The organism is Mesorhizobium sp. P2_D1 (assembly GCF_056404455.1).
In genome coordinates this window covers 1-11,905 of record NZ_JBFUDZ010000022.1, presented here as the reverse complement: position 1 = coordinate 11,905, position 11,905 = coordinate 1, and the positions used below count along the sequence as shown (strand labels likewise).

The following is an 11,905-nucleotide window of genomic DNA, read 5'->3' as shown; positions in this document are numbered from 1 at the left end:
CCCACCGGGGAGCGGAAATCGCCATCCTGAGGAGCACCGAACGACTTCAGTATATAACGGCGCGTTATAGATAAAATAATAAAAATTATAGATTGAGTATGTCGTTTCGGGCGCTAGAATTAGCCAATATCTCAAATTAACTCCAAAATACAAATATAACAATTCGCAACCTTGGGTTATACGGCTTGGTCTTGGCGAGAAAGACCGGCGTATCCTGCGGTAATTGCGAGTCGAGGAACGCGCCCCATGGGTGGTTTTACTAATCAGTTTGTTGTCGCACTCGCCGTGACCATAAGCCTGGCCCTTGTCAGCGGCTGCCTGGGAACGGCATTTGGGCTGCTTTTGGCTATTTCGAAGGGCACGGCACAAACGCGCCTCAACCGTGTCGTGACCGCCTACACCACGGTTGTCCGTGGTGTACCAGAACTTCTCATTATCCTGCTCATCTACTTCGGCGGAACCACGCTCGCCAGCAAGATCGCCGGCCGGTATGTGGAGGTGAACGCATTCACCGCAGGCGTTATCGCCCTCTCGGTCGTCTTCAGCGGTTATGCGACCGAAGTGTTTCGCGGCGCGATCGCGGCTGTGCCAGCGGGTCAAACCGAAGCGGCGAAGTCACTTGGGCTGAACGCCTGGCAACGCTGGATGTTCGTCATCGGACCTCAGATGTTGCGGCTGGCGCTGCCTGCCTATGGCAATCTCTGGATTTCGCTCTTCAAGGATATGTGACCCCAGTGACCACGGACTTTCGCGGCTATACGATCCATGAATGTCCCCCGAACGGCCAGGGCATCATCGCGCTCCTGATCCTCAACATCCTGAGCCGCTTCGACGCCAAGGGGGATCCCCAGTCGTCCGACCGGCTGCACGTCGAGATCGAAGCAACGCGCCTTGCCTATGCCGCCCGCGACGCCTGGATCGCCGATCCGGAAAAGGCGGACGTCCCGGTTGACCACCTGCTGTCCGGCGAACTGGCCGACAGGCTTGCGGGAATGATAGACCTGAGAAAGGCGCTGACCGACCTGCCGCCCTTCGAAATGCCGCTTCATCGCGACACCGTCTATATCTCGGTGGTGGACCGAAATCGGAACGCGGTAAGCTTCATCAACTCCATCTTCGACAGTTTCGGCGCCGGCCTGGTCTCTCCTCGCTCGGGCGTGATCCTGCACAATCGCGGTCAAAGTTTCTCGCTCAAGCCCGGTCATCCCAATCGGATCGGGCCGTCAAAACGGCCGCTTCACACGATCATCCCAGGCATGGTGACCCGCAACGGCAGGGTGGAAATCTCCTTCGGCGTGATGGGCGGTTACTATCAGGCGCTCGGCCATGCCCATTTGATCTCCAAGGTCCTCGACTACGGAATGGACCTCCAGGAAGCGATCGATCTCCCGCGTGTGATGCCGACATCCAGCGGGACGACAGTGGAGGCAGAGCACACGATTGACGGCTCGACCAAAGCCGAACTCGAACGACGAGGCTTCACCTTTACTGCGGCGGAAGATCCGATAGGYGGCGCTCAAGCGATCCGCATCGACTGGGAGAACGGCACTCTGACCGGCGCGTCGGAGCCGAGGAAAGATGGGATCGCTCTGGGCATCTAGAGCCCCGGGCACGGAGCATAATCTGAGCACTCAGCGTTTGCAGGTGAAGAACGAGAAGCTCGTTGAATAGCAAACCGGACGGTGAACTCCGGTTTCGTCCGCTTTCGGGTGAAGCCAGAGCTTGCCTTCTTGACCGGATTGCGGCGCAAAGCCGCCGTTCCGCACGTAGAACTGCAGGAGGTTCGTGCTGATGTTCACGCCGAGGGAGGAACGCGCCGCCAAATGTCGATCCAACTCAAATTTTTCCTAGGGCCGAATCTAATGTCCCGATTTGTCCCATAAGCGCACGCAATTCGGGCAGAGGCGCGACCCAGAAAGTTCGAAAAGCTTCCAGGAACCTCAGGCAAATTGGACGCCGCGGCGGACAACGAGGCTCACGGATATCCCGGCGAACCATCCGCTGTGAAGCGGTCAAAATTGTCGGCAGAAGAGCGTTCGAAAAGGGCTGTCGGCGGCTTGGTCGTGGGAACGAAAAAAGAAGAGAAGGAGAACTTTCGTGTGCGATTTTTTACGGCCAAAGGACAATTCCACTATAGGGCCGAACCTGTGGGACGTCGTCGGACGCGACAAGGCCTCAACGAAGTTCGAGCGCTATTCCAAGACCCTGCTGGCCTGGGACGGATCTTGGACCTACGAGGACCTCAACACTTTCCTCGCTGGTCCGACGCTGACCACGCCCGGCGTCAACATGGAATTCCGCGGCGTGCCCGATGAAGCCGACCGGCTGAACGTGATCGCCTATCTGCGAACGCTCGCTGACTCGCCGGTTCCGCTGCCCTGATCTGCATGGCCTCGCCAGCGCGCGTTCCAGCCAGCCGGCTACATGGTTCATGCTCCCATAGCGGCCGCATATTCCCAACGCTCTAGCCTGCGGCCAGAGGGCGGACGATAAGAACGCAGTCGGGCATATTAGCCCACCTCTTGACGACTAGGTGGGCTGCTCCAGAATTCCTGTCTGAGGAGGAGATTTCATGGCTTCGACTGTAGCGTTGATCTGGTATCTGGCAATCGCCGGTCCGCAGGGGGGAATAGTCCTGCTCCCGAGCAGCTTTGACACGCGTGAACAGTGCGCCGCTGCCATCACCGAACATCAGAAGCAGCCAACGCCGGCCGGTTGGTCGATCCAGTGCGTCCCGAGCGTCGGCAACGGCACAGGCATCGCGCATCCTGATCGCCAGCGCAGCAGCTGGCGAGGTTTCGGCCGACGACAAGACCTATCTGTCGCAGTTGGTGGCAGCCCGGACTGGGCTGTCGGAAGCGGATGCCAAGGCGCGCGTTGATGCCGTCCTTGCCAAGGTGCAGGACGCTAAGGTTAAGTCCAAGCAAGCCGCCGACACCGCCAGGAAGGCGACTGCCACCTTCGCGCTGATCGGTGCTCTCTCATTGGTGATCGGTGCCTTCATAGCCAGTGCCGCAGCAGCACTCGGCGGCAGGCAGCGCGACGAGGAGGAATCGGTTTTCCTGACCAGCCGCTGAAGCGGCCTGCTCGATAGAAAAGAACGCCCGATGCGAAGTCGGGCTTTCTCAATCATCGTCGCGGTCACGACGACATTTCCGTGCGAGCCGCATTCAATGGTCGGTAAGCAGGGAGGTTTTCTTGACCCAACGACGAATACCGACCCTTGATCGCACCTAATGACCACTTTACTCCGCCGACCCGGCAAATGGCGACCTTCGGGTCGAACCATCAAGGCCCCCGAAGTGACGGACGACACCGCCTGCACGCCGGAGCCGATGGCCGCAGAGAGAGCCGAGCCGAGCACACCGACGACGAGCAACGTTGCGAGTGCCCAGGCAAGGAAGCCGTGGGCGGTATCACGGAAATAGCAGCGAATTCGGAAGGCGGCTTCACGGCAATTAGGGCTTCGAAATGCGAGAAGGCGGCTTCAGTGTTGGCGCGCAGAACGGCAATTGTCTTCAGCGACAGGTTGCTGGAAGCGGCTTTGGCGGATGCGAAGCTCGTCTCGATAGCCTTCTGGGTCGTCTCCTAATCCGCCGTGAATTTGGCGAGAACTTCTTTCGACTGCTCAACGCCCTTTTCCGTGAAAGCGCTGACCTGCTCGATGGCCTGGATCGTATCTGGGGAACGAAAGGCCGATCACCGAATTATTACTGTATGGTAACACAGTAACGGGAGGTTCTCATGGGACGCGGCATCTTGCTCTGGTTGCTCGGAATTCCGATCCCTATCATCATTCTCATCATGCTTTTTGCACGGTAGAGGCTGTCATGGACTCTCCCCGATCGGCTGTCGACGTTTCCCCTTCCACGGAATCCTCCACCACCGCCGACCATCGCCGCAAACCGTCACCTGTTGGGGTCTATCGAACACGTCGACCGACTCGCTGCCGTCCTTCCCTCGTGCTCGCACATCATTCCTGGTGCGCGGCGTGCTCCAGCTAGGCACAGCTTCGTCCTTGGTCTGTGCCTGGCCTCGCTGTCCGCCATGGCCGCCAGCGCGTGTCATGCGAAGACCAGCGCCATGTGCCTTCACAGGGCCGTGTGGCTCAGAGCGGAGGAACATTGCCATAAAGTCATGCGCGACGTCTGGCCAGCGATGATGAATCGCCCCAGTCATAGGCGAGCGCGCCGGTCGTCGCGCACGAAGCGCCCTGCGTCGACTATCGTTATCGAAGCTGCGGAAGGGTCCTCTCTCGTCGAGCACTTCATAGCCGGACTATCTAAGCCCGAAATGCCGCTGCGGGCCCTACAGGAGCGACCTGTCCTTCCGCACTGAGCGTCGACACACGCCAGACTACTGTTTGCCTTTGATCCCACAATTTTGCAAGTAGTTCGGGTTCGGMGTTAGAGCCAATAACTGATTGTCGCTGCGATGCAGACCGCAGCGAGGAAGTTGGTAGCCAATCGATCATATCGGGTGGCGATGCGGCGGAAGTCCTTGAGCCTGCAGAACATGCGCTCGATGGCGTTGCGGTCGCGGTAGAGGTAGGGCGAGAAGCAGTTCTTCCACTTCCTGTTTGCCTTCGGTGGAATATTGGCGAAAGCGCCGCGCTGCTTGACCTGGCGACGAATTGCGTCGCTGTCGTAGCCTTTGTCGGCGTTCAGCAGGGTTGTCGTCGGCATCTGATCGATCAGCACCTCGCCCGCCTTGCAGTCGGCGACGTTGCCGCCGGTCAAAAGGAAGGCGACTGGCCTGCACATTCCATCAGTCAGGGCGTGGATCTTGGTGGTGCGCCCGCCGCGTGATCTGCCAATTGCCTGGTTGAGTTCCCCCTTTTTCCGCCCGCCGCACTGCGATGGGCACGAACAGCCGAGGAATCGATAAGCAGTTGTGCCGGCGGCCCACCAGCACTGGCCAAGGCTTGAATATGCCGGTCCAGATGCCCTTGTTAGCCCAGCGATGGAAGCGATTGTAGAGCGTCTTCCTCGGACCGTAGACGGCAGGTGCGTCGACCCAGCGTCCACCGCTCTTGATGACGTGGATGATACCGCTGATAACCCGCCGATCATCCACGCGAGCCTTGCCCCGCGTGTCAGTTGGAAGATGCGGCTTGAGCTTCGAGAATTGTTCGCCCGTCAGCCAGAAATAGTCCCGATCCATCGAAGCCTCCAGTCGGAACCTTGAATCACGGCAGCCGCATCAATGAAAGCGGTTTATGGGTCCGGATCCTAGCAAGCTCGCCGCAACGAAGGATTGGCGGATAGTGCATCAGTTGCAACCGGACCGGCCCAAAAGCGCATATGAGACACTACCAGAGGGCGGGGCCGGCTTGCTTTGCGCTCGATTGGCGCAATGAGAGGGACGGCACGGCGTAGGTCCCTCAGAGGACCGCTACCCATAAGAGGAGAATGAGACCGATCCCCATCATCAGCAGGCCTGGCCAGTTCTGGGATAGGCCAAGGAAACGGAGGCCGCGATGACGCGGCTCAAGTGTTGGACCTGGGGTTGCAAGATTTGGAGTCGGGCGATCTGCCGATGTCGGAAGGTGTACACAACACCAGCGACGGTGAGCAGCGCACCTATGAGGAGGACAGCCATCTAGAGAAAACAGTCGAGATGCCAGAGAGTTCCACGAGCATCACGCAGAAGCCCGCGCTCTCGGCCAAGCGCGGGCCGATCGGAGGCCCGATCTTCGGCAGGCAATGGAGGGCACCAGCTGCCGCAAACGAATGTTCCACCCACCCCAACCCACACCCGTCAACGCAATTGCAGTGCCAACGGATTGATGCAGTGCCAAACCGATTGACCTATTACCGGTCACGAGGCACCGGCGGCGGACCGCTTGGCCAGTCCATCGAAGCAACCTCCAGCCGTTCGCCGCGCCGGCCATCATCCAAAAAGGCTGTATTCCAACAAACTCTTGCGAGAGCGATACATTCACTGCTCGGGGCCGTTTCCCTCAAAGCGCCGCCGGCCAGACTTCCCGTTTGCAAACGTGCGTTGGCCGTATTGGCGCACCAACTGATCGAGAAGGCCGGGCGCTGTGACTGAGTCGATATTCGTGCCGAGACCCTCAAGACGTCCGATTTGAGCACTTGGTCGCGCGCAATGGCACCTCACTGACGGGCTGCGAAAGCATTCATGCCCTTCTTGATTGCCCTCCGAGCTTCCGCGCCGTTCTGCCAGCCATTAAACTTTATGACCTTTTCGGTTCCAACCACAGACGAGTGAAAGAACAGCTCGATCTCGCGCCGCAAGTCATCGGGAACATGATCCGCCGCCACCGGCTCGTCCGAAGCATCCTCTTTGTGGGGACAGAAGATATAGCGATCGTTGCGCAAGACCTTCCCGCCCGCGTCCTTCTGCTTGACGCGCAAGGCACCTAGCAGATTGCATTTGATCACAACGCCAGGCGCCGTCGACGCCTGATGGATCACCAGCCCATCCAGAGGATCACCGTCTTCGCCCAATGTAGACGGAATGAAACCCCAATCGTAGGGATATGTCATTCCGACCGGCAAGGGCCGGACGTAGCCAAACACCTGCGTTTCCGGATCGAACGCAATCTTCGCCGTGGCGCCGCGTGGGGTTTCGATCACCACGCGGATGAGGCCCTTGGTGGTCGTCGGCAGCTTCAGGTAGTTGGGCATCGAGAATTCGTCTCCTTCGGATTTGGTCGGCGATCTCCGCTGGTCCACCGCCAATCGATCGGGCCGCCCTGGGCGGTGGCCAGAATGTCGGTTTTGCCGTTCGCAATCTGGTGCAGTTCTCCACCCTCGCCCCGGACGAGGGTCTGGTCGTGAATCGTAGCGACGTTGGGATCGGTTGCTGCCTTGCGCGCCATGCGGCTCTCCTTGGGCTTGGTCTGGAAATAAGCTGCTCAGCAACCTGCGGAGCGGCTACTTGTTCCCGGGAATATGAAGACAGGCTGCTTTCTCTGATAAGGTGGTTCGCCACCGCTTCGAGCGCGGTGTCATTCACGAACGACAAGGGGGCAGGAATTGGCTGACCGCGCTCAGCGGCCGCTAGGTGTCGTCCGAACATCCTGTTGCCCCTAATTCGCCGAAGTCCGGCTACCGCCTTCGCGTTTTGCCCAACAGCGGCGGAGCGCCCTTGCTCGGGCCTAGCCTGACCGCATTACGCCAGGCTCCTCAATTGAGGTGTCTGCATCCTTCGGGGCAACCTGCTCATTGTTTCCAATGACATCGGCGGAACTCACCGTGGCGATCAAATACCCAGCCTCGTCATATACCTTGGTGATTGACCTGGATGGGTCACCGCCTGGGGGTGCAGCCGCCACGAGGCCGGCATTCGCTAGTTCGGCCGCTTTCAGGCTGGCGAGATCGGCGCTGGCCAACTCCTGCTCTACTGTCGTGATTTGATCGAACGTGGCGGTCTCGAAGCGGAAGTTGGGCATGGTCAAGGACATCTACTTCGCCGAGAAGAAGATCGTCGCGACCTTGCCGAAGATGGCAAAGGCGGCCAAAAGCCCTGAACTCAAGGCCGCATTTCAAAAACACCTCGGCGAAACGCAGGAACATGTCGCGCGCCTCGAATCTGTGTTCGAAGCGATCGGCAAAAAGCCGGCCGCCAAGACTTGTGCTGCCATCATGGGCATCACCGAAGAAGGCGCCGAGATCATGGAAGAATACAAAGGCAGCCCGGCTCTTGACGCCGGTCTCCTGGCCGCCGCGCAGGCGGTCGAGCACTATGAGATCTCGCGCTACGGGACCATGCGCACCTGGGCGTCCGAACTTGGGTTGACTGAAGCTGTCGGCCTTTTGGACCTCACTCTTGCCGAAGAAAAGAAGACTGACCTCGCGCTCACAAAACTGGCCGAGTCGGCCGTCAACGTTGCTGCGGAAGCAGCGGAATAAATCGGGCTTGTGGGTTACGAGCCCTGGTGTTCGCCAGGGCTCAAATCTGATCGATCAGCGCCAGCATTGCGCCAACGGGAGAACAAGATGGGCTTTTTCGGAAAATTCTTCTCGGGCCTGGGACGCAAAACCCCGTCCGACAACAAGAAGAGTGGCGATATGCGCAAGGCCACCGGCGCCGGCCCCGCGATAGCCGCCCACTCCAAGGATGCCAAGACGTCAGCCGCGACCGGTCAGAATCCCGCGGCTGCAAGGAAGAAATCCGGTACCTGAATGAAGCGTCACGCTACGCGTGAGAGAATGTCTCCATCGAGGTCGCACCTGGCCACTCCATAGCGCCAGCGGTGGTTCGTACCGGCACGGCGGCACTGATAGAACAGCAGGAGCTGACGACCTTCGATCACAACCGTCGAATGCCCGTTTTCGCCGGGTTCGCCAGGTTCAAGCACCGGCCCAACGGTTTGATACGGACCCTCGATCCGATTGGCGACGGCGAAGAAGACGCGCTGACGGCTACCGCGAGGCCCATCGGGCAGAAAGCACGTCGCATTCAAAAGGATGCGGCCATCCGGGAGTTCGACCAGCTGTGCCCCTTCAATACCCCATTCGTAATCGGGGTGGTGCCGCGCATTGTGGTGAGGCAGATCGGCGTGGTCCAGTATCTTGCCCACTCGCTTCCATGGCCCGAACCACGAATCCGATTGGCTACGTGCCAGGTAGATGTCGGGTTGCGGCACCCTCGTGAATTTCGGCATGCCTGAATAAACGATGTAGCGCTTGCCTGCGATGACAGCCGGATGCGGATCGTAGATCCCGTCTTCGTCGGTTTCGGGCAGAGCGAGAATTGCCGAGCTCAAAACCACCCAGAGGAAGCCGTCGTTCGAGACAGCATGTTCGCAGCGACCGCCCGACTTCATGAATTCCGTCTGTATGAACATATGGAAGACGCCATCCTCGTGGATCACTCCAGGCGCAGCCACGCCTGATCCGCCGACCCCCAGCACGATTGCGTCATGCTCGGTCCAAGGGCCATAAAGGTCCGGGGCCGTAGCGTGGAGAATGCTCCAGGTTTCGCTGCTGACGGTGCCGCTTGACCCAAACATGTGCCAGAGCCGCCCATCAAATACGGGGCATGGATCCTTCACATCATCAACCGCAGCGGGCTGAAACAAAGGGAAGATGTTGGTTTCGAAGTTGATCGACATCGCTTTCACTCAATGGGCCGACCCAGCTTTGCAGGTGCGTTTCGCAAACCGAATATCGATTGTTAACTTTGTAGCGGCGGATATTAACGCGCGATTAATGTGGCGGCACTGCGTGTGAGATCGCGCTCCCACCGCAATCCGCTTGTCCGGATGTGCAGCAGCCCCGCGCCATAATGAATTCCCTTTGCGACGGAACGAGTTATCGCAGCGCAAGTTAGCCCCTAGCTAATATCACATCTCAATGCTGCGATTAACATTTGTTGTATTCACGCATTTGGGAATGAACCGAAGGATTTCGAAAATGGAAAAAATGATGGGCGAGTCAACCCAAAGACGCCCGACAGAAGAAAATGCCATGCTTTTATGCTTTTCTCACCTTCGGTGGAACTTTGTCTACCAACGCCCTCAACACATTCTGACGCTGGCTTCGAAGACGAAGCAGGTGGTCTATTTTGAAGAGCCGGTTTTCGAAGACGTGTCGCAAGCGTTTATGCGTTCAAACCGCGTGTCTTCATCGATCGAAGTGGTCACGCCGGTCCTGCCTTACGGAACCGGTCAGATCGAAGCAGAGGCCGTTCAGCGACGGTTTGTCGACCGCGTCGTTGCATCCGCCCCGCCAAACTTGTTGACCACCTGGTACTACACGCCCATGGCCTTGCGCTTCAGCGACCACCTTCTTTGCGACGTCTGCGTTTATGACTGCATGGATGAGCTTTCAGCGTTCAAGAACGCCTCTCCGGAGCTTGTTCCTATGGAAAAGCGGTTGCTTGAGCGCGCCGATGTCGTGTTCACCGGCGGCCAGAGTTTGTATGAAGCCAAACGCGGTATGCACGCCTCGATGTTCCCCTTCCCGAGCAGCATCGACTTCACGCACTTTCACCAGGCCAGGGCGCCAGGACAGGACCCTGTCGATCAGCACCTGATACCCCACCCCAGAATAGGCTATTTCGGCGTCATCGATGAGAGGCTGGATGTTGATCTGGTAGCGCGCACAGCGCAAATCATGCCGGACGTTCATTTCGTCATGATCGGGCCGGTGGTCAAGATTGATCCGGACTGCCTCCCGAAGGCAGACAATTTGCATTGGCTGGGTGGCAAGACTTACGCGGAGCTTCCATCCTATCTCGGGCATTGGGACGCCGGATGGATGCCATTCGCGCTCAATGCCGCCACCCGCTATATCAGCCCGACCAAGACGCCGGAATTCCTGGCGGCCGGCATCCCGCTGGTTTCGACCGCGATCGTGGATGTGGTTCGCACCTACGGTTCGGAAGGCCTTGTCGACATCCTTGACGACGAGGATGCCGAACTGAAGCTTCGGTCGCTCCTGGCTCGCCCACGCGACGCCCTGCTGAAGCGAGTGGACGCCTACCTCATGGACATGTCGTGGGAAAACACGTGGATCGCGATGGCGGGTCACATCCAGCGCGTGCGGTCCACCAAGAACGTGCTTCCGTTCCGGCGGAGTGCGTGACCATGTTCGACTGGTTGATTGTCGGCGCCGGCTTTGCCGGCAGCGTGCTCGCGGAGCGCATCGCTTCGCAGCGCAAAGAAAGCGTTCTGCTCATTGACAGGCGCAACCACATCGGCGGCAACGCCTATGATTGCTATAACGACGCAGGAATTCTGATCCATCGATATGGCCCGCATATCTTCCATACAAATGCGCAGTCGATCGTCGACTACCTTTCGCAGTTCACGGCATGGCGGCCTTACGAACATCGCGTGCTCTCAAAGGTCGACGGCCAACTGCTGCCGATCCCGATCAACCTCGACACGATCAACAAGCTTTACGATCTCGACTTGACGTCCGAGCAGTTGGAACATTTCTTCATGTCCCGGCGCGAAACGGTGGAAGAAATTCGGACCGCCGAGGATGTGGTCGTCAGCACGGTGGGTCGTGAGCTGTATGAAAAGTTCTTTCGCGGTTACACCAGGAAGCAATGGGGCGTCGATCCGTCCCAATTGAACAAGTCAGTGACGGCGCGCGTTCCCACCCGCACGAATCGCGATGACCGGTATTTCAACGACAGCTTTCAGAGCATGCCGTCTGGCGGCTACACTCGCATGTTTCAGCGCATGCTCGACAACCCCAACATCAAGATCATGCTGCAGACGGATTACAGGGAAATCCAGGCGAGCATACCATTTCGTCGAATGATCTACACCGGGCCTATCGACGAATATTTCGATTGGTCGCTGGGTCGCTTGCCATATCGGTCCCTGCGGTTCGAGCATGTGACACTCGATGGCGAGCAGTTCCAGCCAGTTGCCGTCGTCAACTACCCGCAGACGGAAGACTATACACGTATCACCGAATACAAACACCTGACAGGTCAGAAGAGCCCGCAAACCAGCCTCACCTACGAGTTCCCAACCGACGTCGGCGATCCGTATTACCCGGTGCCTCGGGCGGAAAACGAAGCGCTGTTCAAGCGGTATGAAGCGCTAGCGGCTGACATTCCAGATGTCTGGTTCGTCGGCAGGCTGGCGACATATCGCTACTACAACATGGACCAGGTCGTGGGCCAAGCTCTTGCGACTTTTGGTCGGATTCAAAAGAGCCTGCCGGCAACATCGGTGCAGGCTGAGGCTGCCGAATGAGCAGCACTCTGGAAATATGGGGCGGCGTTGAATGTAGCCATGTCCGCGTGCACGAGGCGGTGCGTGACCAGTTGAAGGAGACTGGCCACCTGCATCGCATCGATGATCTTGACCTGATTGGCGGCCTCGGCATCAAAACGCTCCGGTACCCTGTTTTATGGGAGATGGTTGAACGCGACCGCGGCTCATATGACTGGAGCTGGAGCGATGCTAGGC

General features: G+C 58.6%; 13 protein-coding genes and 3 pseudogenes. 10 read left to right on the top strand and 6 right to left on the bottom strand.

What is annotated here, in order from left to right:
* The first annotated feature begins 246 nt into the window (after positions 1-246).
* On the top strand, positions 247-729 hold the full coding sequence (locus tag AC1D0I_RS17235; protein WP_477396582.1) for an ABC transporter permease subunit: 483 nt from the start codon (positions 247-249) through the stop codon (positions 727-729).
* Between the two features lie 5 nt (positions 730-734).
* Positions 735-1,601, top strand: a complete 867-nt coding sequence (locus AC1D0I_RS17230) for a gamma-glutamyltransferase family protein (RefSeq protein WP_477396580.1) — start codon at positions 735-737, stop codon at positions 1,599-1,601.
* 30 nt (positions 1,602-1,631) lie between these two features.
* Here AC1D0I_RS17230 and AC1D0I_RS17225 read toward each other — a convergent pair whose 3' ends face one another.
* The gene (locus AC1D0I_RS17225) at positions 1,632-1,835 is read right to left on the bottom strand and encodes a hypothetical protein (protein ID WP_477396579.1); all 204 of its coding nucleotides are present in this window, start codon (positions 1,833-1,835) and stop codon (positions 1,632-1,634) included.
* A 262-nt stretch (positions 1,836-2,097) separates the two neighbouring features.
* On the opposite strand from AC1D0I_RS17225, the gene AC1D0I_RS17220 reads away from it, so the two are divergent.
* Both AC1D0I_RS17220 and AC1D0I_RS17215 read left to right on the top strand, forming a co-directional pair.
* A complete protein-coding gene (locus tag AC1D0I_RS17220) occupies positions 2,098-2,382 on the top strand; it encodes a c-type cytochrome (protein WP_477396577.1) in 285 nt (94 codons plus the stop codon).
* Between the two features lie 356 nt (positions 2,383-2,738).
* A pseudogene (locus AC1D0I_RS17215) lies at positions 2,739-3,077 on the top strand (hypothetical protein); the annotation flags it as partial.
* A 1,329-nt stretch (positions 3,078-4,406) separates the two neighbouring features.
* Here the strand turns inward: AC1D0I_RS17215 and AC1D0I_RS17210 are convergent.
* Positions 4,407-5,163 (bottom strand): annotated as a pseudogene (locus AC1D0I_RS17210) (IS5 family transposase).
* A 333-nt stretch (positions 5,164-5,496) separates the two neighbouring features.
* Between AC1D0I_RS17210 and AC1D0I_RS17205 the strand changes: the two are divergent.
* Entirely contained in the window at positions 5,497-6,054 is a 558-nt protein-coding gene (locus AC1D0I_RS17205; protein ID WP_477396575.1) for a hypothetical protein, read from the top strand.
* Between the two features lie 65 nt (positions 6,055-6,119).
* Here AC1D0I_RS17205 and AC1D0I_RS17200 read toward each other — a convergent pair whose 3' ends face one another.
* From AC1D0I_RS17200 to AC1D0I_RS17190, 3 genes are all read right to left on the bottom strand, one after another.
* Positions 6,120-6,653 (bottom strand): inorganic diphosphatase, encoded by a 534-nt coding sequence (locus tag AC1D0I_RS17200; protein WP_477396573.1) that lies wholly within the window; start codon positions 6,651-6,653, stop codon positions 6,120-6,122.
* Positions 6,638-6,847 carry a hypothetical protein gene (locus AC1D0I_RS17195; protein WP_477396572.1) on the bottom strand — a complete coding sequence of 70 codons (210 nt, stop codon included), beginning with the start codon at positions 6,845-6,847 and terminating at the stop codon, positions 6,638-6,640. Before AC1D0I_RS17195 ends, AC1D0I_RS17200 begins: the two co-directional genes overlap by 16 nt.
* 279 nt (positions 6,848-7,126) lie before the next feature.
* Positions 7,127-7,432, bottom strand: a complete 306-nt coding sequence (locus AC1D0I_RS17190) for a hypothetical protein (protein ID WP_477396570.1) — start codon at positions 7,430-7,432, stop codon at positions 7,127-7,129.
* Between AC1D0I_RS17190 and AC1D0I_RS17185 the strand changes: the two genes are divergently transcribed.
* Both AC1D0I_RS17185 and AC1D0I_RS17180 read left to right on the top strand, forming a co-directional pair.
* On the top strand, positions 7,419-7,880 hold the full coding sequence (locus tag AC1D0I_RS17185) for a YciE/YciF ferroxidase family protein (RefSeq protein WP_477396568.1): 462 nt from the start codon (positions 7,419-7,421) through the stop codon (positions 7,878-7,880). The two genes, AC1D0I_RS17190 and AC1D0I_RS17185, sit on opposite strands and share 14 nt — an antisense overlap.
* Before the next feature lie 87 nt (positions 7,881-7,967).
* Positions 7,968-8,153: a hypothetical protein gene (locus AC1D0I_RS17180; protein ID WP_477396566.1), complete on the top strand. Its 186-nt coding sequence runs from the start codon at positions 7,968-7,970 to the stop codon at positions 8,151-8,153.
* Between the two features lie 8 nt (positions 8,154-8,161).
* Here the strand turns inward: AC1D0I_RS17180 and AC1D0I_RS17175 are convergent, their stop codons facing one another.
* A complete protein-coding gene (locus AC1D0I_RS17175; RefSeq protein WP_477396564.1) occupies positions 8,162-9,085 on the bottom strand; it encodes a glycoside hydrolase family protein in 924 nt (307 codons plus the stop codon).
* 301 nt (positions 9,086-9,386) lie between these two features.
* On the opposite strand from AC1D0I_RS17175, the gene AC1D0I_RS17170 reads away from it, so the two are divergent.
* The 3 genes and pseudogenes from AC1D0I_RS17170 to AC1D0I_RS17160 form a co-directional block, all read left to right on the top strand.
* The gene (locus AC1D0I_RS17170; protein WP_477396562.1) at positions 9,387-10,559 is read left to right on the top strand and encodes a glycosyltransferase family protein; all 1,173 of its coding nucleotides are present in this window, start codon (positions 9,387-9,389) and stop codon (positions 10,557-10,559) included.
* A gap of 2 nt (positions 10,560-10,561) precedes the next feature.
* A complete protein-coding gene (glf, locus tag AC1D0I_RS17165; protein WP_477396684.1) occupies positions 10,562-11,689 on the top strand; it encodes a UDP-galactopyranose mutase in 1,128 nt (375 codons plus the stop codon).
* Positions 11,686-11,905, top strand: a pseudogene (locus AC1D0I_RS17160) (dTDP-4-dehydrorhamnose reductase); the annotation flags it as partial. The gene glf and the pseudogene AC1D0I_RS17160, both read left to right, overlap by 4 nt.